25 protein-coding genes are annotated in these 25,944 nt (G+C 68.7%); 5 read left to right on the top strand and 20 right to left on the bottom strand.

Annotation, left to right across the window (positions count from 1 at the left end):
- Nucleotides 1-19 precede the first annotated feature (19 nt).
- Nucleotides 20-514, top strand: coding sequence for a heme-degrading domain-containing protein (locus WS61_RS28760; RefSeq protein ID WP_059505636.1), 495 nt, complete (start codon nt 20-22; stop codon nt 512-514).
- Nucleotides 515-575: 61 nt separating this feature from the next.
- On the opposite strand, the gene WS61_RS28755 is transcribed toward WS61_RS28760, so the two are convergent.
- From WS61_RS28755 to WS61_RS28710, 10 genes are all read right to left on the bottom strand, one after another.
- Nucleotides 576-983, bottom strand: coding sequence for a YbgC/FadM family acyl-CoA thioesterase (locus WS61_RS28755; RefSeq protein WP_059505634.1), 408 nt, complete (start codon nt 981-983; stop codon nt 576-578).
- Nucleotides 984-1,036: 53 nt separating this feature from the next.
- The gene (locus WS61_RS28750; protein WP_059505632.1) at nt 1,037-2,263 is read right to left on the bottom strand and encodes a beta-ketoacyl synthase N-terminal-like domain-containing protein; all 1,227 of its coding nucleotides are present in this window, start codon (nt 2,261-2,263) and stop codon (nt 1,037-1,039) included.
- Nucleotides 2,264-2,525: 262 nt separating this feature from the next.
- A complete protein-coding gene (locus WS61_RS28745; RefSeq protein ID WP_059505631.1) occupies nt 2,526-3,272 on the bottom strand; it encodes an SDR family NAD(P)-dependent oxidoreductase in 747 nt (248 codons plus the stop codon).
- A gap of 200 nt (nt 3,273-3,472) precedes the next feature.
- Nucleotides 3,473-4,177, bottom strand: coding sequence for an ABC transporter ATP-binding protein (locus WS61_RS28740; protein WP_059505629.1), 705 nt, complete (start codon nt 4,175-4,177; stop codon nt 3,473-3,475).
- Nucleotides 4,174-4,926 carry an ABC transporter ATP-binding protein gene (locus tag WS61_RS28735; RefSeq protein WP_059505627.1) on the bottom strand — a complete coding sequence of 251 codons (753 nt, stop codon included), beginning with the start codon at nt 4,924-4,926 and terminating at the stop codon, nt 4,174-4,176. The genes WS61_RS28740 and WS61_RS28735 overlap by 4 nt, the downstream gene beginning before the upstream one ends.
- Entirely contained in the window at nt 4,923-6,152 is a 1,230-nt protein-coding gene (locus WS61_RS28730; RefSeq protein ID WP_059505625.1) for a branched-chain amino acid ABC transporter permease, read from the bottom strand. The genes WS61_RS28735 and WS61_RS28730 overlap by 4 nt, the downstream gene beginning before the upstream one ends.
- Nucleotides 6,145-7,080, bottom strand: a complete 936-nt coding sequence (locus WS61_RS28725; protein WP_059505623.1) for a branched-chain amino acid ABC transporter permease — start codon at nt 7,078-7,080, stop codon at nt 6,145-6,147. Before WS61_RS28725 ends, WS61_RS28730 begins: the two co-directional genes overlap by 8 nt.
- Before the next feature lie 9 nt (nt 7,081-7,089).
- A complete protein-coding gene (locus tag WS61_RS28720) occupies nt 7,090-7,527 on the bottom strand; it encodes a thioesterase family protein (RefSeq protein WP_059505621.1) in 438 nt (145 codons plus the stop codon).
- A gap of 148 nt (nt 7,528-7,675) precedes the next feature.
- Nucleotides 7,676-8,212 (bottom strand): NUDIX domain-containing protein, encoded by a 537-nt coding sequence (locus WS61_RS28715; protein WP_059505619.1) that lies wholly within the window; start codon nt 8,210-8,212, stop codon nt 7,676-7,678.
- Between the two features lie 121 nt (nt 8,213-8,333).
- Entirely contained in the window at nt 8,334-9,581 is a 1,248-nt protein-coding gene (locus tag WS61_RS28710; protein WP_059505698.1) for a YbfB/YjiJ family MFS transporter, read from the bottom strand.
- 123 nt (nt 9,582-9,704) lie between these two features.
- On the opposite strand from WS61_RS28710, the gene WS61_RS28705 reads away from it, so the two are divergent.
- Nucleotides 9,705-10,619, top strand: coding sequence for a LysR family transcriptional regulator (locus WS61_RS28705; protein ID WP_059505618.1), 915 nt, complete (start codon nt 9,705-9,707; stop codon nt 10,617-10,619).
- 141 nt (nt 10,620-10,760) lie between these two features.
- Here the strand turns inward: WS61_RS28705 and alaS are convergent, their stop codons facing one another.
- Nucleotides 10,761-13,385, bottom strand: coding sequence for an alanine--tRNA ligase (gene alaS / locus WS61_RS28700; protein WP_059505616.1), 2,625 nt, complete (start codon nt 13,383-13,385; stop codon nt 10,761-10,763).
- A gap of 243 nt (nt 13,386-13,628) precedes the next feature.
- On the opposite strand from alaS, the gene WS61_RS28695 reads away from it, so the two are divergent.
- Nucleotides 13,629-14,849: a CaiB/BaiF CoA-transferase family protein gene (locus WS61_RS28695; protein WP_059505614.1), complete on the top strand. Its 1,221-nt coding sequence runs from the start codon at nt 13,629-13,631 to the stop codon at nt 14,847-14,849.
- 93 nt (nt 14,850-14,942) lie between these two features.
- Here the strand turns inward: WS61_RS28695 and WS61_RS28690 are convergent, their stop codons facing one another.
- Together WS61_RS28690 and WS61_RS28685 are read right to left on the bottom strand one after the other, a co-directional pair.
- The gene (locus tag WS61_RS28690) at nt 14,943-15,491 is read right to left on the bottom strand and encodes an alpha/beta hydrolase (protein ID WP_059505612.1); all 549 of its coding nucleotides are present in this window, start codon (nt 15,489-15,491) and stop codon (nt 14,943-14,945) included.
- Nucleotides 15,492-15,676: 185 nt separating this feature from the next.
- Entirely contained in the window at nt 15,677-15,886 is a 210-nt protein-coding gene (locus WS61_RS28685) for an ornithine acetyltransferase (protein WP_006497729.1), read from the bottom strand.
- A 254-nt stretch (nt 15,887-16,140) separates the two neighbouring features.
- Here WS61_RS28685 and WS61_RS28680 point away from each other — a divergent pair, with 254 nt between their 5' ends.
- Complete coding sequence (locus WS61_RS28680) at nt 16,141-17,850, top strand: glutamine--tRNA ligase/YqeY domain fusion protein (protein WP_059505610.1); 1,710 nt, start codon at nt 16,141-16,143, stop codon at nt 17,848-17,850.
- A 137-nt stretch (nt 17,851-17,987) separates the two neighbouring features.
- Here the strand turns inward: WS61_RS28680 and WS61_RS28675 are convergent, their stop codons facing one another.
- From WS61_RS28675 to WS61_RS28665, 3 genes are all read right to left on the bottom strand, one after another.
- On the bottom strand, nt 17,988-18,458 hold the full coding sequence (locus WS61_RS28675) for an NUDIX hydrolase (protein ID WP_059505608.1): 471 nt from the start codon (nt 18,456-18,458) through the stop codon (nt 17,988-17,990).
- A gap of 11 nt (nt 18,459-18,469) precedes the next feature.
- Nucleotides 18,470-18,856: a hypothetical protein gene (locus tag WS61_RS28670; RefSeq protein WP_059505606.1), complete on the bottom strand. Its 387-nt coding sequence runs from the start codon at nt 18,854-18,856 to the stop codon at nt 18,470-18,472.
- Nucleotides 18,857-18,981: 125 nt separating this feature from the next.
- Entirely contained in the window at nt 18,982-20,331 is a 1,350-nt protein-coding gene (locus WS61_RS28665; RefSeq protein WP_059505604.1) for a cytochrome-c peroxidase, read from the bottom strand.
- Between the two features lie 223 nt (nt 20,332-20,554).
- Between WS61_RS28665 and WS61_RS28660 the strand changes: the two genes are divergently transcribed.
- Nucleotides 20,555-22,141 carry an acid phosphatase gene (locus WS61_RS28660; protein WP_059505602.1) on the top strand — a complete coding sequence of 529 codons (1,587 nt, stop codon included), beginning with the start codon at nt 20,555-20,557 and terminating at the stop codon, nt 22,139-22,141.
- 102 nt (nt 22,142-22,243) lie between these two features.
- On the opposite strand, the gene WS61_RS28655 is transcribed toward WS61_RS28660, so the two are convergent.
- From WS61_RS28655 to WS61_RS28640, 4 genes are read right to left on the bottom strand one after another with little or no spacing between them, the layout of a single operon-like run.
- Nucleotides 22,244-23,782 carry an alginate export family protein gene (locus WS61_RS28655; protein WP_059505696.1) on the bottom strand — a complete coding sequence of 513 codons (1,539 nt, stop codon included), beginning with the start codon at nt 23,780-23,782 and terminating at the stop codon, nt 22,244-22,246.
- Nucleotides 23,779-24,477 (bottom strand): YoaK family protein, encoded by a 699-nt coding sequence (locus WS61_RS28650; protein WP_059505600.1) that lies wholly within the window; start codon nt 24,475-24,477, stop codon nt 23,779-23,781. The genes WS61_RS28655 and WS61_RS28650 overlap by 4 nt, the downstream gene beginning before the upstream one ends.
- On the bottom strand, nt 24,474-25,388 hold the full coding sequence (locus WS61_RS28645; protein WP_059505599.1) for a VOC family protein: 915 nt from the start codon (nt 25,386-25,388) through the stop codon (nt 24,474-24,476). Before WS61_RS28645 ends, WS61_RS28650 begins: the two co-directional genes overlap by 4 nt.
- A 26-nt stretch (nt 25,389-25,414) precedes the next feature.
- Complete coding sequence (locus tag WS61_RS28640) at nt 25,415-25,867, bottom strand: DoxX family protein (RefSeq protein ID WP_059505597.1); 453 nt, start codon at nt 25,865-25,867, stop codon at nt 25,415-25,417.
- Nucleotides 25,868-25,944 lie beyond the last annotated feature (77 nt).

Here is a 25,944-nt window from a genome sequence, read left to right as displayed (position 1 = left end):
CAACGCCACGGAGCCCGCCATGGTGACGTCCCCCTTTCGCCTCGAACCCCACGCCTTCGACGACGATGCGTCGACTCCGGCGCTGCCGCACTTCGATGCAGCCGTCGCGCGCCGCATGGGAGAAATCGCGGTCAACCTCGCGTCGCGACGCGGGCTGCCGATTGCGGTCGGCATCGTCGGCGAGCAGGCGCTGCTGTTCTACTGCGCGCTCGACGGTAGCGGCGCGCACGACGGCGATGCGATCCGCCGACGGCAAAACACGGTCCTGCGTTTCGGCCAGAGTTCGCTCGCGGTCGGCGCGCGCTTTCGGCGTGCAGGCTGGTCGCTGCGGTCGCAGGGCCTGTCGGACGACGACTACGCGCTCGACGGCGGCGGCGTGCCGTTGCGGATCGCCGGCGCCGGCCTCGTCGGCGCAATGGCGATCGCGGGCCTCGGCTCCGAACGCGATCACGCGCTCGTCGTCGAATGCTTGCGGTGGCACGTCGGCGCGAATGCGCTGGCGATGAGCGCGTAGCGCGTCGCCCCCGCTCGCGGCCGATGGGCAGCGGATCGCGCAGCCCCTCGGCATCCCTCTTTCATTCGACGCGAAACGCAAACGGAACCCGAACGGGCCGCAGCGTGTCGAGATTCACGCCGGCGAGCCCTGTTCGCCCCTTTGCCAGCAGCGTATCGTCGCGATAGACCTCCTGCTGGAACGCGAGACGTACGCGAGTGAACTCGGCGAGTGTCGTGCGGATCGTCAACGGTTCGTCGTGATGTGCCGGCGACAGGAACTCCGTCTCGATACGGCAGACGATAAGTCCGGTTCGCAGCTCGGCCATCATGTGCGCGAGATCGATGCCGTTGGCGCGATACCATTCCATCCTGGCCTGATCGAACCAGCGCAGGTAGTTCGCGTGATAGACGACGCCGCCGAGATCGACATCCGCGAACGGCACGCGCAGCGAAAGATGATGACTGCGATGGCAGGGAGCAGCGTCCATGTCGAGACCTCCAGGAGAAATCGGCAGTTCGGAAAAAGGCATGCGGCAGCGTGCTATTGCGTCTGCGCACAGTAGGCGTTCGTCATGACGAGGGTCGCATTGACGCCGCCGAAACCGAAACTGTTCGTCATCACGGTCGTCAGTTTCCGCTGCGTGGTCGCAGTGACGATGTCGAAGCCACGTGCGCCGTCGTCGAGCTGCTCGATGTTCATGCTCGGTGCAATGAATCCCCCGCTCATCATGAGCAGTGCATAGATAAATTCGTGCACGCCGGCCGCACCCTGCGCGTGGCCGGTCGTCGACTTGGTCGACGACAACGGCGGCGCGGCCTCGCCGAACACATTCCGAATCGCGCGGAGTTCGCGGATGTCGCCGACGGGCGTAGACGTGCCGTGCGTGTTCAGATAGTCGATCGGCAAATCGATACCGAGCAACGCGAGCCTCATGCTGCGCTCGGCGCCTTCGCCGGACGGCAGGACCATGTCGATGCCGTCGGTCGTCGTGCCGTAGCCGATCCCTTCCGCATGCACGCGCGCGCCGCGCTCGATGGCATGGTTCATTTCCTCGACCACGACGATCCCTGCGCCGCCCGAGATCACGAAGCCGTCGCGAGCCGCATCATAGGTGCGCGACGCACGCATCGGCGTATCGTTGAAGCGGGTGGACAGTGCGCCGATCGCATCGTACTGGCATGCGATTTCCCAGCCCAGTTCTTCAGCGCCGCCGGCGAACACGATGTCCTGCGTGCCCGCCCGGATCAATTCGACGGCATGGCCTATGCACTGTGCGGATGCGGCGCACGCGCCACAGATCGCATAGCTCACGCCGCGTACGCCGAACGCGACGGCAAGGCACGCGGCATGCACGGACGGCATCGAATGCACGATGTCGTACGCGCCGACGCCGCGCACTCCGCGCGTACGCATGGCATCGACCGCATGGACGTATCCGAGCGACATCCCGCACGCGTTGCCGACGATCACGCCGGTGCGCTCGTTCGATACCAGACGCGGAGGCAGCCGCGCGTCGTCGATCGCCTGTTGCATGCATGCGAACGCCTGCAGCGCGGCAGGGGTCATCCATCGGAGATGCCGGCGATCGACTCGGTCGGCAGCGGGCACCTCGACAGGTGCCCAGACGTGGCTGCGCAATCCCGCGTCCCTGAACGATTCGGAAAACACGACACCGCTGCGACCCGTGCGCAACGCTTCGCGCACGGTCGGGACATCGCTGCCGATGCTGGACGCAATGCCGATCCCCGTGATGACCGCACGTCTCATGCCCCGCTTCCCCAAAGACGAACCATGTCGGCGTCGGCAGCGTGCCGACGGTCGCGCCGCCGATGTGCACCCGGCCGGCCAGCGATGTGTGCCGTCTGCGTCCGGATTCGAATCCGCCGGATCAGTTCAGAGGAATTAAATATCGAAATTCGCGTTTTCGCAAACCCGACCGAATCCGCGCAGCGGAGGTGCGGGGCAGCAGGGCCTGCGACGCTGCAGTCGCGGGGGCACGTTGCCGCGCGCACGGCCCCCTAATGTCGACTCAGTTCAACCCGCCGCTCACGACAAGGTGTTCGCCGGTCATCCAGCGTGCATCGTCCGATGCGAGGAACACGGCGACCGACGCGATGTCGTTCGGCTCGCCGAGGCGGCCGAGCGGCGTCTGGCCGAGCACCTGCGCTTCGAGATCGGAACCGATGATGCCCGCGCTGTGCGTGCCTTCGGTCACGATCATCCCCGGGTTGATCGCGTTCACGCGGATCTTGCGCGGGCCGAGTTCGAGCGCGAGCACGCCGGTGATCGCGTCGACCGCGCCCTTCGTGCCGCTGTACACGGCGCTGGCGGGCGGCGTGATGCTGGTCACCACCGAGCTGATGTTGATGATGCTCGCGCCTTCGCCGAGATGCTTGACCGCCGCCTGCGTGGTCAGCAGCACGCCGAACACGTTCGTGTCGAACTGCCGGCGGTAGTGTTCTTCGGTGATCGCTTCGATCGGCGCGAATTCGTACACGCCGGAGTTGTTGACGAGCACGTCGAGACGACCATACGTTTCGATGGCGGTATCGACGATGCGTTGCGCGTCGGCGGCCTTCGACACATCGCCGCCGACCGCGACCGCGCGGCCGCCCGCTTCCGCGATCGCGCTCACGACCGCATCCGCGCCTGCCTTGCTGCTCGCGTAGTTGACGACGACCGATGCACCTTCGCCCGCCAGTGCCTTCGCGATTGCCGCGCCGATGCCCTTCGATGCGCCCGTGACGATCGCTACCTTGCCTGCCAGCTTGCTCATGATTTCATTCCTCAGTCAGAAGACGTTCGATGGATGGCGCCGGTTGCCGAGACGACGCGTCGATGCGTCGATGCGTCGTTGCATCGATGCGTTGCGATGACGACCGGCCTGACAGGCAATGTACGGTGCGGCACCGCGGCGATAAAGCGGCCCAAAGCGAATTGACTGGCGGAGTTTGCCGAACAATCGACTGGATGCCGTCAGCCGGCGCTCAGCCACGCGTGAGCAACCTCGCCGCCCAGCCCGTCGAGCCCACCGTCGTAGACGATCCGTCCGCGCCCCATTACCGCCGCGCGCCGCGCGAGCCGCGGCGCAAGCTGCAACCGCTGCTCGATCAGCACGATCGACACGCCGTCGGCCTGCAGCGCGGCGAGGCACGCACCGACTTCGTCGACCGCGAGCGGCGCGAGCCCTTCGGCCGGTTCGTCGACGATCAGCACGCGCGGCCGGCCGGCGAGTGCGCGCACCAGCGCGAGCACCTGCTGCTCGCCGCCCGACAGCCGCCCGGCTTTCACGCCCGCGCGCGCGGCCAGCAGCGGAAAACGCTCGAACAGGCGGTCGAGCGCCGCGCGTTCGGTTGCGCCGCTCGCGCCGCGCAAACCGAGCCGCAGGTTATCGCGCACGGTCAGCAGCGGAAACACGTCGCGGCTTTCGGCCACGTAAGCGACGCCGCGCCGCGCGATCTCGAACGTCCGCGCACCCGCGCATTCGGCGCCGGCGATGCGCACCGAGCCGGCCGTGCGCACGAGCCCCATCACGGCCTTCGCGAGCGTCGAGCGCCCCGAGCCGTTGCGGCCGAGCAGCGCGAGCGTCTCGCCCGGCGCGAGCGCGAGATCGACGCCGTCGAGCACGGGTTGCAACCCGTACCACGCACGCAGCCCGCGAATATCGAGCACGGCGCTCATGCCGCGCCCTCGCCCAGGTAGGCGGCCCGCACACGCGAATCGGCGCGGATCGCGTCGGGCGCGCCGGTCGCGACCACCGTGCCGCGCACGAGCACGGTGATGCGTTCGGCGAAACCGAACACCGCGTCCATGTCGTGCTCGATCATCAGCACGGTGCGGCCCTGCGTCGTCGCGCGGATCAGCGCGATCATCCGCGCCGCCTGCGCGCGGCTCATGCCGGCCGTCGGTTCGTCGAGCAACAGCGTACGCGCGCCGCTCGCGAGCGCGATCCCGAGATCCAGCGCGCGCTGCTCCGCATAGCTCAGCTCGGCGGCCGGCGTGTCGCGCCGCGCGTCGAGGCCGATGTCGTGCAGCACGCGTGCCGCCGCGAGATCGACCGACGCCGATTCGCGCAGCCGGTTCCACCAGCGCCGCCGCTCGGCCGGCGCATGCAGCGCCGCGCAGCGCAGGTTGTCGAACACGGTCAGGCGCGCGAACGCGCTCGTCTGCTGGAAACTGCGGCCGATGCCGAGGCGGCTCGCGACAACCGGCCCGCGTCCGCGCAACTCGACGCCGTGCAGCACGACGCGCCCGCGCGTCGGCCGCGTCGCCCCGGCGATCACGCCGAACAGCGTCGATTTGCCCGCGCCGTTCGGCCCGATCAGCGCATGGCGCTCGCCGGCCGCGATGCTCAAGTCGACACCGTCGAGCACGGTCTGCGCGCCGAAGCGCTGCACGACGCCGTGAAGCGCGATTGCGTTGCCGTTCATCGCGCGTCCTCCTGCGTGGCCACCGCCGCGCCATGCCCGAGCCGCGCGCGCCAGCTCCACAGCAGCGTGCCGATGCCGGCCGCCGAGCACGCGACGGCCCAGCCGGCCGGCGTATCGGCGTCGATGCCCCACGCGCCGAACGCGAGGCCCGTGCCGTCGTCCTGCGCGAAGCGCCATGCATAGCCGAGCTCGGCCGCGCAGACGATCGCGACGCCCCAGAACGCGCACGCACCGACGGCGCACAGCACGCGCCATCGCTCGACGGCCGGCGCGCCGCGCCGCAGCGCATGCGCGAGCGCCCGGACAATGCCCGCGATCCCGCCGGGCGCGGCCACGACGATCGCGACGAACAGCACGCCGAGATACAGCGCCCACGCGCGCGACACGCCCGCGACGACGATACTCAGCGCGGTCAGCACGGCCGCGCCGGCCGCCGGCCCGAAGCATGCGCCGGTGCCGCCGATCACCGCGGCGATCAGCACGGTCGCCGAGCGCGCCATCGACACGCTGTCGGGCGTCGCGATCTCGACGTCGATCAGCGTCAGCGTGCCGGCGATGCCGGCAAAGAACGATGCGCAGGTGACCATCGCGAGCCGCACACGGCGCGGATCGGTGCCGAGCGCGGCGACGCGCGCCGGGTTGTCGCGCACTGCGTTCGCGAGCCGCGCGAGCGGCGTGCGCGTCAGCGCATGCATCGCCCACGCCGACACGATGCACCACGCGGCGATCAACGCATACGCGTGCGCCGGCGCACCGAAATGCGCGTTGCCCCACGGCGCACCGCTCGCGCGATCGATCGGCACGCCGCCGAGGCCGCCGAACCACGCGGGCACGCTCCACGCGGCGGCCGCGACGCATTCGCCGAGGCCGAGCGTGATCATCGCGAACGCGGTGCCGGAACGGCGCGTCGCCAGCAGCCCGGCGACGAATCCGAAGCCCGCGCCGGCCATGCCGCCGACGAGCGGCAACAGCGGCAGCGGGCCGCCGATGTGGTTGAACCAGTGGGCGGCCGCGAACGCGCCGAGGCCCGCGAATGCCGCATGCCCGAACGACAGCAGCCCGGTCGTGCCGAGCTGCAGGTTGTACGACAGCGCGAGCACGACGAGCGCGGCCGTCTGCGCGAGATAGCCGAGCACCGCGCCATGCGGCCACAGCCAGGCGGGCAGCGCGACGCACGCGGCGAACAGCGCCCAGCGCACGCATCCGGCCAGTGCGCGGCTAGGCATCGGCACGCTCGCCGAACAGCCCGCGCGGCCGCGCGACCAGGACCGCGACGAGCAGCAGGTACGGCACCAGCGGCGCCAGTTGCGCGATCGACACCGCGGCGACGCTGTCGGGCAGCGCGATGCCCGTCCATTGCGCGAGGTCGCGCAGCGACGTGTCGCTCGCGGCCGCGAAGGTCTGCGCGAAGCCGACCGCGAGCGACGCGACGAACGCGCCGCCGAGCGAGCCCAGGCCGCCGATCACGACGACCGCGAACACGACCGACCCGACCGTCTCGGCGAGCGCGGGCTCGATCACCGCGAGCGGCGCGCCGATCACGCCGGCCAGCGCCGCGAGCGCGGTGCCCGCACCGAACAGCGCCGTCATCACGCGCGGCACGTCGTAGCCGAGCGCCTCGACGGCCGCGCGATGCGTGAGCGCCGCGCGCACGACGAGCCCGATGCGCGATGCGCGCAGCAGCCCGCCGAGCGCGACCAGCATCGTCGCGGACATCGCCATCATGAACAGCCGGTAACGCGGCAACGCGAGACCGAACACGGTCACGGGCGCGCCGTCGAACAGCGGCGGCACGGGCGCCGGCAGCGGCGCGAGACCCCATGCGAGTTTCGTGCCCTCGCCGATCAGGTACGCGAGACCGAAGGTCAGCAGCAGTTCGCTCGTATGGCCGCGCGACTGCACGCGGCGCAGCAGCGCGCGTTCGCAGCCGGCGCCGAGCAGCCCGACGGCCAGCGGCGCGAGCACGAGCGCGGGCCAGAAGCCCGCCGAGGCCGCGATGCCGTAGCCGACATACGCCCCGAGCATGTAGAAGCTCGCATGTGCGAAGTTGAGCACGCCCTGCACGCTGAAGATCAGCGTGAGGCCGGCCGACAGCATGAACAGCAGCAAGCCGTAGCTGAGGCCGTTGAAGGCCTGGAGCGCGAACGCGTGCACCGCGTATCGTCAGGCGGCAAGCGGTTCGAGCGCGGCGCGCAGCGCATCGGGCAGCGGCACCGGGCGACGCGTGCCGCGATCGACGTACACGTGCACGAAATGCCCCTGCGCGGCGGGCAACGCATCGCCTTGTGCGAACAGCCCGACTTCATAGCGCACGCTCGACGTGCCGAGCTTCACGACGCGCAGGCCCGCGTCGACCGATTGCGGGAACACGAGCGGCGCGAAGTAGTTGCACTGCGTCTCGACGACCAGCCCGATCGTCTGCCCGTGCTCGACGTCGAGCACGCCCGCGCGGATCAGGTACTCGTTCACGACGGTGTCGAAGTAGCTGTAGTAGACGACGTTGTTCACGTGCCCGTAGACGTCGTTGTCCATCCAGCGGGTCGTGATCGGCAGGAAGTGGCGATAGGCGTCGCGCGGACGCGGCTGCGGCTTGTCGGACATGGCGATGGCGGTCAGGACGATGGAAGCGGAGGAAACGACGGGGACGACGCGTGACGGCCGCACGACGCGGCGCGCCGGCCGGCGACGAAGCGCCGCGACGCGATCGCGCGCGCCACGGCGGACGGCATGCTGCGGGCAGGCCGGTGCGTCACTGCCCCGGCCGGTCGACGAATTCGAAATCGAGGCCGCGCGCACGCATCCAGTCGGCGAGCGCGACGCCCGTGCCGGCGCGCCACGGGCGCAGCAGCGGCGGATCGACGAGCTTGTATTCGAGCAGTTCCGGCGACAGCGACACCGTGCCCGACGCCCGCACGTGGTACGCGATGATCAGCTCGTTCTTGCGCATGAATTCGTACACGCCGACGAGCGATACGTGCTCGGCCTTCAGCGCGGTTTCCTCGAATACCTCGCGCGCGATGCCGTCCTCGGGCGTCTCGCCGTTTTCGAGGAAGCCGGTGATCAGCGCGAACATCCCTTCGGGCCACGCCGCGTTGCGCGCGAGCAGGATCTTGCCGTCGAGTTCGACGATCGCGGCGACGACGGGCAGCGGGTTGTTCCAGTGCACGTAGCCGCAGGATTCATCGGGGCAGGCCTGGCGGATGCGGCCGCCCTCATGGTCGGGATCGGCCCGCTCGGTCAGCGGGCTCGCGCAGCGCGGGCAAAAGCGATAGTCGGCGGTGGTCATCGATGGAAATCTGGCGAGCGCCGGACGGCCGTCTGCCGGCTGCCCGCGCACCCGCTCGGCGCGGGAAAGGCTTCATTCTAGCGAGTTTGCCCGCGCCCGAGACGATCCGGCCCCACCGGCTTCAGGATGACCGGCGCCCGTGTGCGGCGCTCGCCGCGAAGCCTGCGGCGCCGATCAGCAGCGCGGCCGCCGCGACCCACAGCGCAGGCGTAAACGACCCGAAGCGCGCGGCGAGCGGCGCCGCGACGAGCGGCCCGAGTATCTGCCCGACGCCGTAGGACGCGGTCGCATAGCCCATCAGCCCGGCCGCACGCTCGCCGTGCAGGCGCCGCGCCTCGCGCATCGCGAACAGCGTGATCGCGGTGAACGGCAGGCCGAGCAGCGCGCTGCCGATCGAGAAGCCGGCCGCGTTCGGCCACACGATTCCGGCCGCGATGCCGAGCGCCTGCGTCGCGCAGCCGGCCGCGAGCAGCAGCCGGTTGTCCCAGTGTGCGGGCAGCCGCGCGGCGGTGATCGCGCCGACGATCAGCGCCGCGCCGAACATCGGCCAGAACAGGTCGGGCCACGGCGAACCGGCCGGCAGCGCGGCGCGGGCGATCACCGGCAGGAACGTCGCGGTGACGATGTAACCGAAGCCCGGCGCGCCGTACAGCACGACGAGCCACGCGGCGTCCGCGCGACGGCTTCGCGTGGCGGCCCGCGCCGCCGGGGCGGCGAGCGCCCCTGCGGCCGGATGCGGCGCCGCCTGCGCGTGCGCCGAGGCCGACGCCGCACCGAACGTGCGCCAGATCGCTGCCGACAGGACGGCCGACAGCACCGCGAAACCGAGCCAGCCCACCGCCGCACGCTGCCCGGCCAGCGCACTGCCGATCAGCCCCGTCACGACGATGCCGACGCCCGGCCCCGCGTAGATCACCCCGCTCCATTCGGGCGCACTCAGCTCGGCCAGGCGCCGCAATCCCCATTGCGACATGAACACGAACGTCCATGCGCTGACGACGCCCGCGACGAAACGCACGACGAGCCACGCCGGCAGCCAGTGGCCGGCACCCATCGCGGCGGTCAGCAGCACGGTCGCGACGAGCCCGACACGCACCATCCGCGCAGACGCGACGCGCAGCGCCGCGCAACTGACCGCACCGACGAAGTAGCCCGCGTAATTCGCCGACGCGAGCCAGCCGCCGGCTTTCAGGCCGATCGAGCCGTCCGCGAGCATCAGCGGCAACAGCGGCGTGAACGCGAAACGGCCGACGCCGAGCACGACGGCCAGACCGATCATGCAGGCGAGCGCGGCCGCGCGGGCGCGACGGTCGGCGTGGTCGGACGAAAGCACGCGCGTGGCGGCGGTCGGAGCATCGAAGCGAGACATGGCGGCATGGGCCGACGCGTCGCACGCCGGCCGGATCGGGAATCGGAACGTGTCCATCCTAGCTTGACCAAACGTTCTCTAAAAATGAATAATTGAGAATCAAGTCATCCCGTGGAGAGAATCATGGACCTGGCGGCGCTGGCGATCTTCCGGGCGGTCGTGCGCGAGAACGGCGTAACGCGCGCAGCGGCCAAGCTCAATCGCGTGCAGTCGAACGTCACGACGCGCATCAAGCAGTTGGAGGAGGAGCTCGGCGCGGCGCTGTTCGTGCGCGACGGCCGCCGGCTCGTGCTGACGCCGGCCGGGCATACGCTGCTGCCGTATGCGGAGCGCCTGCTCGCGCTCGCCGACGAGGCGCGCGACGCGGTGCGCGAGGACACGCCGCGCGGCCGGCTGCGGCTCGGCACGATGGAAAGCACGGCCGCGAGCCGGCTGCCGACCCTCCTCGCGCGCTACCACCATGCATGGCCCGACGTATCGCTCGAACTGCTGACGGGCACGACGGGCTGCCTGATCGACCGCGTGCGCGATTTCGAAATCGACGCCGCGCTGTTCGCGCGCCCGCCCGAGCCGGACATGCTGCCCGACACGTTCGAGACGGTGCCGATCTTCCGCGAGGATCTCGTGCTGCTCACCCCGCGCGGCCATCCGCCGGTACGCACGCCGCGCGACGTGCTCCTGCCGACGCTGATCGCGTTCGAGCGCGGCTGCGCGTATCGCAAGTACGTCGAGCAGTGGTACGCGGCGCACGGTGCGAAGCCGGCGCGCGTGCTCGAGCTCGGCTCGTATCACGCGATCGTCGCGTGCGTCGCGGCCGGCGCGGGCATCGCGGTCGCGCCGCGTTCGGTGCTGAATCTGCAGCCCGAGCCCGGCAACATCGCCGCGCACACGATTCCCGAACTGGAAGGTATCGACACGCTGCTCGCGTGGCGGCAGGGTTATGCGTCGGCGGCACTCGCCGCGCTGCGCGATGCGCTCACCGACGCCGCGCGACAGCCCGGCGACGCGGCGAAGCCGACCGTGACCGTGCCGGCCTGACCGGGCTCGCGCGTCGCCGCATCGAGCGACGCGCCGGTACGGCACAAACGAAACGACCCGACCGGCACATCTGCCGATCGGGTCGTTTTTCGCTTGACGCGATGCCGTCGGTACGACGACATCGCATCGGTCGTGCAACGATCAGAGCCGTTCTTCGACCCAGCCCTTCACGCCGGCCAGCGCGCCGGGCAGGTTCGCCGGCTCGGTGCCGCCTGCCTGCGCCATGTCCGGACGGCCGCCGCCCTTGCCGCCGACCTGCTGCGCGACGAAGTTCACGAGCTCGCCGGCCTTGACCTTCTTGCTCGCATCCGGCGTGACGCCCGCGATCAGGCTGACCTTGCCGCCTTCGACGGCCGCCAGCACGATCGCCGCGTTCTTCAGCTTGTCCTTCAGCTTGTCGACCGTCTCCCGCAGCGTCTTCGCGTCGGCGCCGTCGAGCGTCGCGGCCAGCACGTACACGCCGCCGACTTCGACGGCCTGCTGCGCGAGCTCGTCGCCCTGGCTCGACGCGAGCTTCGACTTCAGCGCGCCCAGTTCCTTTTCGAGCGACTTCACCTGGTCCTGCACCTGCGCGATGCGCTGCGTGAGTTCCGACGGCTGCGCCTTCAGCGCCGCCGCCGCTTCGTTCACGCGCGCGTCGAGCTCCTGCACGTAGCGCAGCGCGTTATCGCCGGTGATCGCCTCGACGCGGCGGATGCCGGCCGCGACGCCGCCTTCGACGACGATCTTGAACAGGCCGATGTCGCCGGTGCGGTGCACGTGCGTGCCGCCGCACAGTTCGCGCGAGAAGCCGAGGTCGAGCACGCGCACTTCGTCGCCGTACTTCTCGCCGAACAGCGCCATCGCGCCGCCCTTCACCGCTTCGTCGTACGGCATCACGCGCACGATGCCCGGCGCGTTCGCGAGGATTTCGGCGTTGACGATCTGCTCGACGCGACGGATTTCGTCGTCGGTCATCGGCGCGTTGTGCGCGAAGTCGAAACGGGTCTTTTCCGCGTCGACGAGCGAACCCTTCTGCTGCACGTGCGCGCCGAGCACTTCGCGCAGCGCCTTGTGCATCAGGTGCGTCGCCGAGTGGTTGCGCTGCGTGCGGGCGCGGCGCTGCGCGTCGATTTCCGCGCGCAGCACGTCGCCGACCTTGAGCGTGCCCTGCTCCAGCGTGCCGTGGTGGCCGATCACGTCGGCCTGCACCTTCAGCGTGTCGGCCACCGCGAAGCGCGTCGCGGCGTTCGCGAGCACGCCCTGGTCGCCGACCTGGCCGCCCGATTCCGCGTAGAACGGCGTGTGGTCGAGCACGACCACCGCATCCTGGCCGGCCTTCACTTCATTGACGGCCGAACCGTCGACGTACAGCGCGACGACCTTCGCGTCGTCGAATGCGATTTCCTCGTAACCGTGGAACGTGGTCTTCGCGCCCGTGTATTCGAGGCCCTGCGTCGCCTTGAACTTGCCGGCCGCGCGCGCCTGCTCGCGCTGGCGCGCCATCGCGTCGTCGAATGCCGGCTCGTCGACCGTCATCCCGCGCTCGCGGCACACGTCGGCCGTCAGATCCAGCGGGAAGCCGTAGGTGTCGTGCAGCTTGAACGCGAGCTCGCCGTCGAGCACCTTGCCGCCCTTCGCGTCGACGTCGGCGAGCGCGGCTTCGAGAATCGACATGCCGTGCTCGATGGTTTCGAAGAAGCGCTCCTCTTCCTGGCGCAGCACGTCGGTCACGCGCTGCTCGGCTTCCTTCAGCTCCGGATAGGCCGTGCCCATCTCGGCGACGAGGTCGGCCACCAGCTTGTGGAAGAACGCACCCTTGCGGCCCAGCTTGTAGCCGTGGCGGATCGCGCGGCGCACGATCCGGCGCAGCACGTAGCCGCGGCCTTCGTTGCCGGGGATCACGCCATCGACGATCAGGAACGAACACGCGCGGATGTGATCGGCGATCACCTTCAGCGAGTTGTTCGTGAGGTCGTCGATCTCGGTCACGCGCGCGGCGGCCTTGATCAGGTTCTGGAACAGGTCGATCTCGTAGTTGCTGTGCACGTGCTGCAGCACCGCGGCGAGACGCTCGAGGCCCATGCCGGTGTCGACCGACTGCTTCGGCAGGCGCGTCATGTTGCCCTGCGCGTCGCGGTTGAACTGCATGAACACGAGGTTCCAGATCTCGATGTAGCGGTCGCCGTCTTCTTCAGGCGACCCCGGCGGCCCGCCCCACACGTCCGGGCCGTGGTCGTAGAAGATTTCGGTACACGGGCCGCACGGGCCCGTGTCGCCCATCGTCCAGAAGTTGTCCGACGCGTAGCGCGCGCCCTTGTTGTCGCCGATCCGGATGATCCGCTCGGTCGGCACGCCGACTTCCTTCGCCCAGATGTCGTACGCTTCGTCGTCTTCCTGGTAGACGGTGACCCACAGTTTTTCCTTCGGCAGCTGGTAGACCGTGGTCAGCAGCTCCCACGCGAACTTGATCGCGTCGTGCTTGAAGTAGTCGCCGAACGAGAAGTTGCCGAGCATCTCGAAGAACGTGTGATGGCGCGCCGTGTAGCCGACGTTCTCGAGGTCGTTGTGCTTGCCGCCCGCGCGCACGCTGCGCTGCGCGGTGGTGGCGCGCGAGTACGGGCGCGGGTCCGTGCCGAGGAAGACGTCCTTGAACTGGACCATGCCCGAGTTCGTGAACATCAGCGTGGGATCGTTACCGGGCACGAGGCTCGACGAGCGGACGATCGTGTGGCCCTTCGATTCGAAGAATTTGAGGAATTTCTCGCGGATTTCGGCAGCTTTCATGGCGTGCGGGGACAGTCTGGCAAAGACGGCTTCAAACGCCGGCGCCCCAGGCGGGGCGCGCGGCGGCATGGATTCGGAAACGATCGATTATACGATACAGACCGCCCGCCCAAGCGGCAGCGGCCCGCTGCGCCGGACGACCGGCCTGGGCCACCGGCGCGGCCGATTCGCCTTAAGATGCTCGGCATGCCAATCGGCCGTGCCCGGCAAGGCAGGCCAGCCATGAAAGGAGACGTTTCGACGATGGGTGCCCTGAGCCATATCCGCGTGCTGGATCTCACCCGCGTACTCGCGGGCCCGTGGTGCGCGCAGACCCTTGCCGATTTCGGCGCGGACGTGATCAAGGTCGAGCGCCCGGGCGCCGGCGACGACACGCGCCACTGGGGCCCGCCGTACCTGAAGGACGCGGACGGCGCGGATACCGCCGAGGCCGCGTACTACCTCGCGGCGAATCGCAACAAGCGCTCGGTGACGATCGACATCGCGACGCCGGAGGGCCAGCAGATCGTGCGCGAGCTCGCCGCGCAAAGCGACGTCGTGCTCGAGAACTACAAGGTCGGCCAGTTGAAGAAATACGGGCTCGATTACGATTCGCTGCGCGCGGTGAAGCCCGATCTCGTCTACTGCTCGGTCACCGGCTTCGGCCAGACCGGCCCGTACGCGCATCGCGCGGGCTACGATTTCATCGTGCAGGGGATCGGCGGCTTCATGAGCATCACCGGCGAACGCGACGGCGAACCGGGCGGCGGCCCGCAGAAGGCCGGCGTCGCGATCGCCGATCTCGCGACCGGCCTCTATTCGACGATCGCCGTGCTCGCCGCGCTCGCGCACCGCGACCGCACGGGCGAAGGCCAGTACATCGACATGGCCCTGCTCGACGTGCAGGTCGCGCTGCTCGCGAACATGAACACCAACTTCCTCGCGAGCGGCAAGCCGCCGGTGCGCTGGGGCAACGCGCATCCGAACATCGTGCCGTACCAGACGTTCCAGACGCGCGACGGCTGGATCATCGTCGCGGTCGGCAACGACGGGCAGTTCCGCAAGTTCGTCGAGGCCGGCGGACGGCCCGAGCTGGCTGACGACGAGCGCTTCGCGACGAATCCGTCGCGCGTGCGCCATCGCGACACGCTGGTGCCGATCCTCGCGGAGATGGTGAAGGCGCGCGACAAGGCCGACTGGATCGGCGCGCTCGAAGCGGCCGGCGTGCCGTGCGGGCCGATCAACGATCTCGACGAGGTGTTCGACAACGAGCAGGTGGTCGCGCGCGGGATGCAGGTGTCGCTGCCGCACCCGTGCGGCGCGGACGTGAAGCTCGTGCGCAACCCGATCCGGATGAGCGCGACACCGCCCGACGCGCGCACGGCCCCGCCGCTGCTCGGCGCGCAGACGGACGACGTGCTGCGCGACATGCTCGGCTACGACGACGCGCGGATCGCCGCGTTGAAGGCGAAACAGGCGATCTGACGCGGTTCGGGGCGACGGCGTCGCGGCGCCAGGCGCACGCGACGACAACGGTCGAATCGAACAGCCGCGACTCGCGCGCGACGCGCAGACGAACTAACGTGCGAGCGCATCGAGCCAGCCGCGCGCTTGCGGCCAGTCGCCGAGCTCGCTATCCGCGTTGATGTGGCCGCGCGGGCCGAGCTCGTGGAACGTGCTGCCCCACGCGTTCGCGCAGCCGTGCGCGAACGCGAGCGAACCATACGGATCGTCGCTGCTTGCGACGACGCAGGTCGGAAACGGCAACCGCTCGTGCGGCACCGGGCCGAAGCCGTGCGCGTCGGCCGGAAACGCCGGCCCGGCAGGATCGGGCAGCGCGACCAGCAGCGCGCCGCGCACTTTCGCGAGCGCGGCCGGCCGCGCGTAGCGGGTCGCCCACCATGCGGCGGTCAGCGTGCCGAGACTGTGGCCGGCGATCAGCACCGGCCCGCGCGCGGCTTCGATCGCCCGGTCGAGCGCGAGACACCAGCCGTTGCGGAATGCCCGCTCCCAGTCGGGCATCGCGACGCGCACGAAACGCGCGTCGGCGCGCTCCCAGCGGCTTTGCCAGTGGAACGGACCGGAGTTGCCGTAGCCCGGCAGCACGAATACGAGGGGGTCGCTCATGAAAGGATTCGTCGACGAATGAAGTCGTTATGTGGCGTCGACGAAGTGTCGCACACCCATTCCTCCCTGATGCTGCCTGTCGAAAAATGGAAGAGGTGTGCGGGCGGGCCGTTACGCGTACGGAACGGCGTCACGCCCGGCCGGCATCGCGCGAGCACGCTCAGGCCCGCGCACGCCGGCGTGGATCAGCGCACGCCTGCGCCGACCAGGCCGCCTGCCGCCGCCCCGGCGACCGTGCCGACCGGCCCGCCCGTGATCAGGTAGCCGAGCGCGCCGCCCGCGGCCGCGCCGATACCGGCATTGCGCTGCGTATGCGTCATCGCGCATGCGCCGAGTTGCGAAAGAGCCGCGACGATCACCGCGGTACGAACGAGAAAAGTGGTCTTCTTCATCATGATTATTGGCTTCCTCCCGCCACGCAAAAATTGCGAATGGCGGCATTGAATCGGTGAAGCCATCATAGGAAAAGCCGAACGGCCCCGGCAATCCGATTTACGTCGTGTTACAGCCGACACACACTCGATATATTGCGGTACGCATCGCGAACGCAGGCCACCCGACCGGCAGGCCGCGCGGGACGGACCCCGGTCAGGTAGAATTACAGGATTAAACCGGCGCGACGCGCCGACACAACCCTGACGCCAACCGCATGAGCACCGAACGCAACGACGCCCCCGCGGCTTCCAATTTCATCCGCAACATCATCGACGACGACAACCGCACCGGCAAATGGGGCGGCCGCGTCGAGACGCGCTTCCCGCCCGAGCCGAACGGCTATCTGCACATCGGTCATGCGAAGAGCATCTGCCTGAACTTCACCGTCGCGCGCGACTACGGCGGCGTGTGCCACCTGCGCTTCGACGACACGAACCCGGAAAAGGAAAGCGTCGAATACGTCGACTCGATCGTCGACGCGGTGCGCTGGCTCGGCTTCGACTGGCGCAAGGACGCGGTCGATCATCAGTATTTCGCGAGCGACTACTACGACAAGCTGTACGAATTCGCCGAGTTGCTGATCCAGCGCGGCAAGGCGTACGTCGACAGCCAGAGCGCCGACGAAATGCGCGCGAACCGCGGCTCGCTGACCGAAGGCGGCAAGCCGTCGCCGTTCCGCGACCGCTCGCCCGAGGAAAACCTCGACCTGTTCCGCCGCATGAAGGCCGGCGAGTTCAAGGAAGGCGAGCACGTGCTGCGCGCGAAAATCGACATGGCTTCGCCGAACATGAACATGCGCGACCCGGTGATCTACCGGATCCGCTACGCGCACCACTACCGCACCGGCGACGCATGGTGCGTGTATCCGATGTACGACTACACGCACTGCATTTCCGATGCGCTCGAAGGCATCACGCATTCGCTGTGCACGCTCGAGTTCGAGGATCACCGCCCGCTGTACGACTGGGTGCTGAACGAGCTCGCGGAAGCCGGCGTGTTCACGCGCCCGCTGCCGCAACAGATCGAATTCTCGCGGCTGAACCTCACGTACGCGATCACCAGCAAGCGCAAGCTGCTGCAACTCGTCACCGAAGGCCACGTCGACGGCTGGGACGACCCGCGCATGCCGACGATCGTCGGCATTCGCCGTCGCGGTTTCACGCCGGAGAGCATTCGCCTGTTCTGCGAGCGGATCGGCGTGACGAAGATCGATTCGTGGATCGACATGAGCATCTTCGAAGGCGCGCTGCGCGACGACCTCGACGAAAAGGCCGCGCGGACGGTCGCGGTGCTCGATCCGCTGAAGCTCGTGATCGACAACTATCCGGAAGACCTCGAGGAACCCTGCACGGCGCCCGTGCATCCGCATCATCCGGACCGCGGCGTGCGCACGTTCCCGATCTCGCGCGAACTGTGGATCGAGCGCGAGGATTTCGTCGAGAATCCGCCGAAGGGCTATTTCCGCCTGTTCCCGGGCAACAAGGTGCGCCTGCGCTACGGCTACGTGATCGAATGCACGGGCTTCGACAAGGACGCCGACGGCAACGTGACGGCCGTGCACTGCAACTACTTCCCGGACAGCAAATCGGGCACCGAAGGCGCGAACACCTACAAGGTCAAGGGCAACATCCACTGGGTCAGCGCGAAGCACGCGCAGCCGGCCGAAGTGCGGATTTACGATCGCCTGTTCAAGGAACCGCACCCGGACGCGGGCGGCGCGAACTTCCTCGAAGCGCTGAACCCCGATTCGAAGAAGATCGTGCAGGCGTACCTCGAGCCGGGCAACGGCGACGTCGCACCGGAAACGCGCCTGCAATTCGAGCGCCACGGCTACTTTGTTGCCGACCGTGTCGATTCGAAGCCGGGCAAGCCGGTGTTCAACCGGATCGTCGGGCTGCGCGACAGCTGGGGCAAGCCGGCCTGACCGCCCTGCTCCGCGCGGGTGGCGTGCGGCTTCGCAAGCCGCCGTTGCCTGCCCATGAAAAAACCGGCTCCAGGGCCGGTTTTTTCATGGGCGTGCGCCGAACGGCGGCGGGCGGCAGCGCAAGCCGCGGCGCTCGTTCACGCGCCCGACAACCGCCGATGCAGCTCCGCCAGCGACAGCTTCGTGCGAAACAGCCGCGCGAGACTGCGGCTCGCATAGGCGTCGATGTCGCCCGGCACGGTCCAGCGGTACGCATCCATCTCGGGGATCATCGAGCCGTCGCGGCGGCTCGGAAACAGCGAAGTACACGTGCAGCGCTCGGGATCGATCTCGCCTTCGGCCACCTGCACCGCGAACAGGTGCAGGTCCTTGTCGTGCCGGTATGCGAAGCGGCCGAGATCGAGCAACCGTGCCGGCGCGAACTCGATGCCGGTTTCCTCCAGCAGTTCGCGCAGCGCGGCGTCGGCCGGCGTCTCGCCCGGTTCGCCCTGCCCCTTCGGAATATCCCAGTGCGTGGTGTCCGTCGCGTGCGCGAGAAACACGCGGCCGGCCGCATCGAGAATCACGACGCCGCACGACACCGTGCGCGGCGCGCCGCCCCGCTTCATCACGCGCGTGCTCAGCGCTTCTGCAGTTGCCACTTGCCCGCGGCCGTCTTGCAGTAGACGGGCTTGAGCGTCATCGTCTGGCCCTTCGCGGTGATTTCGGTCGCGACTTCGCGGCAGGTCTTGCCGTCCGCCTCGGTCGTGCTCGGCGTGAGCTTCGCATCGATCTGCGTGCCGCGGCCGCTGCTCTGCCACGTCGTGGTTTCGCCGTCCTTGCCTTCGTCGCGCGCCTGCACGACCGCCTTGGTGAGCGACGCGCGGTCGGCCTTGCTGAAATAGCTGATCGGCGTGTCGTTCAGGAAATTCAGGTTGTTCTGCGCATGGGCGGGCAGCATCGCGGCTGCGCACGCGGCGCCGGCCAGCACACGCGTGACGACGGAAAGGGATGCACGCATCGACATGTTTTTTCTCCTTGGATGTTCGATCGAACGGCGCGGCGCATGCCGGCGAACCGGCAACCGGCCCTCCGGCATGCGCCACGCCCGTCAGCGAGCGAGCATAGCATGCGTGCTGTAATGATTGCCTTCTAGGGCTTGGCCGGCGCGGCCGTTTGCCGATATCCGTCAGTCAGCGTGCCGAGGAACGCGATCACGTCCTTGATCTCGGCCGCGTTCAGCGCCGGCTGCTCGCCGCGCTTGCGGTCGAACGGCGGCTCCCGGTTGATGTTCTGCCAGTAGCGCTTCGGCAAATCGTCGTAGATCTGCACCTTGCCGTGCACGACCGGGTAGAACTTCTCCGGATGAATGTCGCGTTCGACGTAGAAGCGCATCACGTCCTCGAGCGAGTGATACACGCCGTTGTGGAAGAACGTCTTGCGCAGCGCGACGTTGCGCAGCGACGGCGTGCGGAACAACCCGCAGAATTCGTCGCGCCCCTTCAGGTCGGTGCGTTCGGGGCCGCACGCGCCGAGATCGTAAAAGCGCGGGTCGCGATTGACGGGCAGCGCGCGGTTGCGCGGCACCGCGATCGCGATCAGCCCGAAATCGCTGAACTGCGGCGGGCCGCCTTCGAGCGTGCGCTGGCTGACGTGGCAGCTCGCGCAGTTGCCCTTCTTCTCGTCGTTGAACAACTGCAGCCCATGCAACTCCGCTGGCGTGAGCTGCGCGCGGCCGGCCAGATACGCGTCGTATTTGCTCGTGTACGGATCGAACAGCGCCGGCTGCTGCTGGAATGCGTCGAGCGCGCGCAGCACCGCATCGAACGTCGCCTGGTCGTCGCCGAGAACCTTGTCGCCGAACGCCTTGCGGAACGCGTCGGCATACGGTGCGGCGCGAACCGCCTTCGCGACTCGCGCGGGCGAACTGCTCATCTCGAACGGCGACGTGAGCGGAATGCGCGCCTGCGCATCGCGCGTATCGACGCGACCGTCCCAGGTCAGCCCGCCGGTCGGACCCGCGTCGATGCTTTCGTCGCCTTCGTCTGGCGAATCGTGGAAGTGCTCGCTGAACGGCGGGATGCCGCGCAGGTACTTCAGCGACGGCACCGCGCGAAAGCCGGTACGGTGCATGTCGTCGCCGCCGAGCTGTACCGACAGCGCGTTCGGCGGCCCGAACGCATGCTCGGCGCTATGGCACGACGCGCAGGCGAGCTTGCCCGAGCCGGACAGCGACGGATCGAAGAACAGCTGCTTGCCGAGTGCCGTCATCTGCTTCACACCCTCGAACACCTGTGCACGCGTCTGCGGCTGGCCGGCCGGCGCGACCGCCGGGGCGGCCGGGGCGGCCTGAGCCGCCGGGACGACGGACGCGGCCGACGCATTCGTGCCGGGCCGTGCGTCGCAACCGGCGAGCGCCGCGAGCGTGCCGGCCACCGCGAGCGCCGCCGCGGCGGGAATCAGCGATCGCGCGGACGCGAAGGATTTCAGAAGGGTGTGCATCGTCGTTGTTCTAGTAGCGGTGGGCAATCGGCCGGAGCTTATGTCAGTTCCGTGACCGTTGAATGACGTTCGACCGACAGTCAATTGAAAGCGCCCCTACACCCGGCTGTCAAATCGGTTCCAGATAATGCGCGCAGCCGGGCGGTACCGCGAGGTTCGTGCGCCGGCCCTCCCGCCACCCGGTTCCCACACGCGACCAACGACGAATGAGAGAGAACATCGCATGAAGAAGCACGCCTGGATTCGCTATACGCCGATCGCCCTTGCGGCCGCGCTCAGCCTGACCGCCTGCGGCGGCGACGACGTCACGCAGCAGGGCCTGTCGGCCGTCAAGAACGTCGTCGTGATCTACGCCGAAAACCGCAGCTTCGACAACCTGTACGGCAATTTCCCGGGCGCGAACGGTCTGCAGAACGTGACGGCCGCGAACTCGGTGCAGAAGGATCGCGACGGCTCGACGATGGCGACGCTGCCGAAGGTCTGGGGCGGCCTGACCGCGACCGGCATCACGCCGGCGGTGACCGAAGCGATGACGGCGAACCTGCCGAACGCGCCGTTCGCGATCGACGATCCGAAAGGCTTCAACCAGTCGATGAGCATCGCGACGCGTGACATCGTGCACCGCTTCTACCAGGACCAGATGCAGATCAACGGCGGCAAGAACGACATGTACGCCGCCTGGACCGACGCCGGCGGCCTGACGATGGGCCACTACACGGCCGATCCGTCGAAGCTGCCGCTGTGGAAGATCGCGCAGCAGTACGTGCTTGCGGACAACTTCTTCATGGGCGCGTTCGGCGGGTCGTTCCTGAACCACCAGTACCTGATCTGCGCGTGCGCACCGTACTACCCGAACGCCGACAAGAGCCCGGCGGCCGGCAAGATCGCCGTGCTGAACGCCGACGGCAAGTCGCTGAAGGTGGCCACGAACTCGCCGGCTTCCGCGCTGAGCGGCCCGCCGAAGTTCGTCAACGACGGCGCGCTCACGCCCGACTTCTACGGCGTCAACACGATGCAGCCGGCGTATCAGCCGAGCGGCAACAAGGCGGCCACGGGCGGCGACCCGCTGCTCGCCGATCCGGCCAATCCGTCGACGATGCCGCCGCAGACGGCGACCAACATCGGCGACCTGCTGACCAATGCGGGCGTGTCGTGGGCGTGGTACGGCGGCGCATGGGGCCAGGCGCTGCAGGCGAGCCAGAACGGCACGTCAAACGTGATCTACGGCGCCGACCTGTCGACACCGAACTTCCAGCCGCACCACCAGCCGTTCAACTACTTCGCGAACCAGGCGCCGGGCACCGCGAGCCGCGCGCAACACCTGCTCGACGGCGGCGCGAACGGCGCCGAGTTCATCAAGGCGATCGATGCGGGCACGCTGCCGCAGGTCGCGTTCTACAAGCCGCAAGGGAACCTGAACGAGCACCCGGGCTACACGGACGTCACCTCCGGCGACCAGCACATCGCCGACGTGATCGCGCACCTGCAGGCCAGCCCGCAGTGGAAGAACATGGTCGTGGTCGTCACGTACGACGAAAACGGCGGCTTCTGGGATCACGCCACGCCGCCGAATGCCGACCGCTGGGGCCCGGGCACCCGCATTCCGGCGCTGATCGTGTCGCCGTATGCGAAGAAGGGTTTCGTGGACCACACGCAGTACGACACGGGTTCGATCCTGCGCTTCATCACGCGCCGCTTCTCGCTGCCGCGCCTCGCGGGCCTGCAGCAGCGCGACGACGCGCTGAAGGCGAACGGCGCGCAGCCGATGGGCGACCTGACGAACGCGCTCACGCTGTCGCCGAACCTGTAATCGCGATCGCGAACGGGCCGGGCACGCCGCCGGCTCGCTCGAACGGAGAGCGGCCCCTCGGGGCCGCTTTTTTTCATGGGCGCACGATGCCGCGCGGCGGCGTCACCATCCGTACTTCAGCTCGACGCCGACGTAGTCGGCGTTGTGCCCGCCCGCCTGCCGGATCGCGTCGCCGACCCGGAAATGCACGGCCTCGACCGCGCCGATCAGGTTCGCCGCAATCGTCCAGTCCGCGCGCAACTGCACGTACATGCCCGTCCACGACCCGCCCTTGCCCGCCGTGCCCGGCACCGGGATGTTCGGCTGCTGATAGACGGCATCGCCGGTCGTCTCGCGCCACTGGAAGCCCAGCGCGCCGAGCAGCGACAGGTTCGGCGACGGTTTCAGCGTCACGGACGGCTTCACGTGAATCAGGTTCGCGTAACTCGTATAACCGGCCAGCGTGAAGTAATAGCCGTTCGGAAACAGCGGATTGAAGGTGCCGACGCGGCCGTCGTGCGGATGCCGGTCGCCCGATGCCGCGTCGACCTGCAGCGCGATGCGCGGCGACCACGGCGCGTCGAGCTTGTAGCCGGCAATCGAACCGACGGCCCACGCGCCGATCGTCGCGTTGCCGACCGTGCCGGTCTGCAGCATCGTTTCGAGATCCCAGTCGAAGCGGCCCTGCGTGCCCGTGTAGCGCACGTCCCATACGTCGCGATGCTCAGGGCCGCTCGCATCGAGGAAACGCGCGCCGCGGCGGTTGTAGCGCGACCAGTAGCCCGACAGATCGCCTGGCCCGACCGACTGCCGCTCGAAGCGCACGCCGCTGAACGTGAGATCGCGATTCGACACGTCGTCGAAATCGGACGCGTTGCGGTTCTGCACCGGCTGCGTCGCATAGCCGATGAAGCGCCACTTTCCGTATTCGTAATCGGCCCAGACCGCATCGAACGCCAGCCGCACGTTCGGGCCGTCGCGCGCGGCGATGAAGCGCTGCAGGTCGAACGCCATCTCCTGACGGCCGACGCGGAACTTGACCGTGCCGCCGCCGAGCGCACCCGTGTAGGTCGCGAACGCCTGTTCGAGATCGAGCGGGTTCCTGTCGACCGGCGACACCGCGTTCTTGCCGAACGCGCGTGCGTCCTGCAATTGCGCGAAGAACTGCCAGTGCCGGCCGAGGTGCGCATCGGCGTGCACTTCGATGCGCTGGATCAGGTACGTATCCGATTGCGCGGAGCCGATGCCGAACAGCGGCGCGTCGTTGGTCTCCAGGCGTTCGCGCAGGTTCACGCCGAGCGACAGATAGGAGGCCGGATCGTTGCCGAGCGGGAGGTATTTCAACCCGTCGAGCGGCGCATGCGGCACGCAGGGATTCGCGAACACCGACCAGTCTTCCTGCCAGCGGTTGAACAGCACCGTCGGCCGCTTGGCGGTGCACGTCGACGCGGCTGCGGACGTCGACGCCGGCGCCGAAGCCGATGACGCAGTCGACATCGGCGCCGGTTCTTGCGTCGAAGCCGGCGTGATGATCGAGGGCGACGCGCCTGCCGTTTCCGCACACGCAGCGTCGGCCCCAGCGAACAGCAGTCCCGCGACGACGGACACGCGCGCGGCCCGCTCGAAGCGGTGGCCGCGGCGTCTGCCCCGTCGCTCGATCATGCGCGCTCCTGCGTGGTTGCGCCGGCCGATTGCGCCGCGCACAGCGCAAGCGTCGCGAGCGCGCCGACGGGAACCAGCAACGCCAGGAACCCGACGTAGCGGAACCCGAGCGCACCGGCCGCCGCGCCGAGCGCGAACGCGACGATCGCCGGCAGCATCTTCGCGAAGCGTGCGCGCGCGGTCGCGCGCACGCTGTCCGCCGTGCCGGGCGACAGCATGTCGACGGCATCCAGGATCGCCTGCGTGACGTTGCCGGTCATCACCGTATTCGGCACGCCGCCCGCGCGAGCGATCACCCGCGGATGCGCGTTCTGCACGCCCATCGCGAACGTGCCCACGATGCCGGCCACCAGCGCGGCGAGGCTGTCGGGCTGCGTGACGGGCGTCGCCCACACGCCTGCCGCGCAGAAGCCCAGCAGCAGCACGGCCTGCACCGCATGCAGCATGCGCGCGCCCTGCCACGCCGGCCGCGCGGACATCGACCGCGCGATCAGGCTGCTCGCGATCACGCCGCACACGAACGCCGGAAACACGCTGAGCTTCAGCACGACACCCTGGCCGAAGCCTGCGATGCCCGCACCGATCAGCACGAAGTTGCCGGTCACGTGCGCGGTGAACAGCCCGAACAGCGCGACGAAGCTCAGCGTGTCGACGAAGCCGGCCACCGCGGCAAGGATCGTGTCCTCGTGCTTCATCGCGCCGCGCTCGCGTGGATTTCGGCGACGTAGCCGCCCGGGAACTGCACGAGCGCCGCATCGCGGCCGTCCGACTTGAACGGCGGCACGAGTACGGTCACGCCCGCGGCTTCGGCCTGCTTCAGCGTCGCGGCGAGATCGGACACTTCGTAGCCGGTCATCTCGCGCCCGAATGGATAAGGCAGATGGCCGTCCGTCACCAGCACGGTCATCCTGCCGAAGCCCGATTCGATGCGAATGCGGCGGTAGGTATCGTCCGGCCGGCCGATCTCGATGCCCGGCGCCTTCAGGTCGTCGGACACCACCTTGCCTTTCGAGAACTTGACGAAGTCGTGCACGAACTTGCGCGCGCTTTGCGGCGATACGTACACACGGTTCTCGGGGATGGTCTGCAGCGCGTCGTAATGCGGCGCCTGCGTGTGCCAGTACAGCTGCATGTTCACGCCGCCCGCCCACGTGACGATCGCGTCGCGGCCGATCGGATCGGCAAACGTGTCGACGATCACGTCGGCACCGTGCTCGCGCGCCGACTTCACGGCAACGTCCATGTCGGTCACGAGATAGCCGGTGCGCTCCGAGCAGAACGGATACGGGATCGGCGTCTTGAAACCGAATACCGAGATCGTGCCGACCGGCGTCAGCACGAGCTGCGACATCGTCTGGCTCGGCGTCGGCGTGACCTGGAACACGCCCTGCTTCGACTTCTTGCCGCCGAAGGTCGCGACGAAGCTGTCGGTGAAGCGGTCGAAGTCTTCGGGCGCGACGCACACGTGCGTCGTGTCGTACTGCGGGCCGACCGCCACCGTCGGCACCGCCGCAGGCGGCGCCGGCGGTTTCGCGAACGTCGCGGGGGCAGCGGCGAGGCCGCCCGCGAGCATCGCGGCGAGCAGCACGGAACGAAGGGATTTCATCACGGGATGTCCTGATTGTTGCATCGTCATCGAATGGAACGGCCATCATCGGCCGGTTGCCGCGCATCGTCGAGCACGGTCGCGAGCACGAGTGCCGCGATCAGCCCGAGATGCTCGAAAAAACTGTTGAGCGCCATGAAGTGCTCGGCGCCCGAACGGTTCCAGAAATCGTTCGCCACACACATCGCAACGAGCGTCAGCATGCCGAGGCTGCCGGCGCCGAGCCACGTGAAGCGGCGAAACACCACGCACAGCGAGCCGACGATCTCAACCGCTATCGCGAGCGCTGCCCACAGCGCGGCCGGCTGCAGGCCGAAATGCGCCTGTTCCGCGACCGCGCCGTCGAAATCGAGCGCCTTCGCGACGCCGCCGAGCAGATAGGCGGACACCAGCGCGAGGCGCGCGAGCGGCAGAACCCACGGCTGCGACAGCAGCACGCCGATCCACGCGGGGGTGCCGTAAGCAGTACGCGTCGTCATGTCAGACCGCCCAGCACGAACAGCCGAACGCGCCCCAGAAGCCCTTCGCGTCCGACGTCGGCAACGCACTTGCCCAT

Source organism: Burkholderia sp. ABCPW 11 (assembly GCF_001523445.1).
Taxonomy (GTDB): Bacteria; Pseudomonadota; Gammaproteobacteria; order Burkholderiales; family Burkholderiaceae; genus Burkholderia.
The sequence above is the reverse complement of the archived record's forward strand: the minus strand, read 5'-3'. Positions and strand labels throughout refer to the sequence as shown.

What these genes read in the sequence shown, in the direction of transcription:
- WS61_RS28665 (WP_059505604.1), bottom strand. Translation starts at nt 20,331, where the DNA reads ATGCACACCCTTCTGAAATCCTTCGCGTCCGCGCGATCGCTGATTCCC.
- WS61_RS28710 (WP_059505698.1), bottom strand. Translation starts at nt 9,581, where the DNA reads ATGTCTCGCTTCGATGCTCCGACCGCCGCCACGCGCGTGCTTTCGTCC.
- WS61_RS28735 (WP_059505627.1), bottom strand. Translation starts at nt 4,926, where the DNA reads ATGAACGGCAACGCAATCGCGCTTCACGGCGTCGTGCAGCGCTTCGGC.
- WS61_RS28670 (WP_059505606.1), bottom strand. Translation starts at nt 18,856, where the DNA reads ATGTCGATGCGTGCATCCCTTTCCGTCGTCACGCGTGTGCTGGCCGGC.
- WS61_RS28750 (WP_059505632.1), bottom strand. Translation starts at nt 2,263, where the DNA reads ATGAGACGTGCGGTCATCACGGGGATCGGCATTGCGTCCAGCATCGGC.
- WS61_RS28720 (WP_059505621.1), bottom strand. Translation starts at nt 7,527, where the DNA reads ATGTCCGACAAGCCGCAGCCGCGTCCGCGCGACGCCTATCGCCACTTC.
- WS61_RS28680 (WP_059505610.1), top strand. Translation starts at nt 16,141, where the DNA reads ATGAGCACCGAACGCAACGACGCCCCCGCGGCTTCCAATTTCATCCGC.
- WS61_RS28660 (WP_059505602.1), top strand. Translation starts at nt 20,555, where the DNA reads ATGAAGAAGCACGCCTGGATTCGCTATACGCCGATCGCCCTTGCGGCC.
- WS61_RS28685 (WP_006497729.1), bottom strand. Translation starts at nt 15,886, where the DNA reads ATGATGAAGAAGACCACTTTTCTCGTTCGTACCGCGGTGATCGTCGCG.
- alaS (WP_059505616.1), bottom strand. Translation starts at nt 13,385, where the DNA reads ATGAAAGCTGCCGAAATCCGCGAGAAATTCCTCAAATTCTTCGAATCG.
- WS61_RS28690 (WP_059505612.1), bottom strand. Translation starts at nt 15,491, where the DNA reads ATGAGCGACCCCCTCGTATTCGTGCTGCCGGGCTACGGCAACTCCGGT.
- WS61_RS28640 (WP_059505597.1), bottom strand. Translation starts at nt 25,867, where the DNA reads ATGACGACGCGTACTGCTTACGGCACCCCCGCGTGGATCGGCGTGCTG.
- WS61_RS28760 (WP_059505636.1), top strand. Translation starts at nt 20, where the DNA reads ATGGTGACGTCCCCCTTTCGCCTCGAACCCCACGCCTTCGACGACGAT.
- WS61_RS28740 (WP_059505629.1), bottom strand. Translation starts at nt 4,177, where the DNA reads ATGAGCGCCGTGCTCGATATTCGCGGGCTGCGTGCGTGGTACGGGTTG.
- WS61_RS28655 (WP_059505696.1), bottom strand. Translation starts at nt 23,782, where the DNA reads ATGATCGAGCGACGGGGCAGACGCCGCGGCCACCGCTTCGAGCGGGCC.
- WS61_RS28730 (WP_059505625.1), bottom strand. Translation starts at nt 6,152, where the DNA reads ATGCCTAGCCGCGCACTGGCCGGATGCGTGCGCTGGGCGCTGTTCGCC.
- WS61_RS28745 (WP_059505631.1), bottom strand. Translation starts at nt 3,272, where the DNA reads ATGAGCAAGCTGGCAGGCAAGGTAGCGATCGTCACGGGCGCATCGAAG.
- WS61_RS28695 (WP_059505614.1), top strand. Translation starts at nt 13,629, where the DNA reads ATGGGTGCCCTGAGCCATATCCGCGTGCTGGATCTCACCCGCGTACTC.
- WS61_RS28650 (WP_059505600.1), bottom strand. Translation starts at nt 24,477, where the DNA reads ATGAAGCACGAGGACACGATCCTTGCCGCGGTGGCCGGCTTCGTCGAC.
- WS61_RS28715 (WP_059505619.1), bottom strand. Translation starts at nt 8,212, where the DNA reads ATGACCACCGCCGACTATCGCTTTTGCCCGCGCTGCGCGAGCCCGCTG.
- WS61_RS28675 (WP_059505608.1), bottom strand. Translation starts at nt 18,458, where the DNA reads ATGAAGCGGGGCGGCGCGCCGCGCACGGTGTCGTGCGGCGTCGTGATT.
- WS61_RS28645 (WP_059505599.1), bottom strand. Translation starts at nt 25,388, where the DNA reads ATGAAATCCCTTCGTTCCGTGCTGCTCGCCGCGATGCTCGCGGGCGGC.
- WS61_RS28755 (WP_059505634.1), bottom strand. Translation starts at nt 983, where the DNA reads ATGGACGCTGCTCCCTGCCATCGCAGTCATCATCTTTCGCTGCGCGTG.
- WS61_RS28705 (WP_059505618.1), top strand. Translation starts at nt 9,705, where the DNA reads ATGGACCTGGCGGCGCTGGCGATCTTCCGGGCGGTCGTGCGCGAGAAC.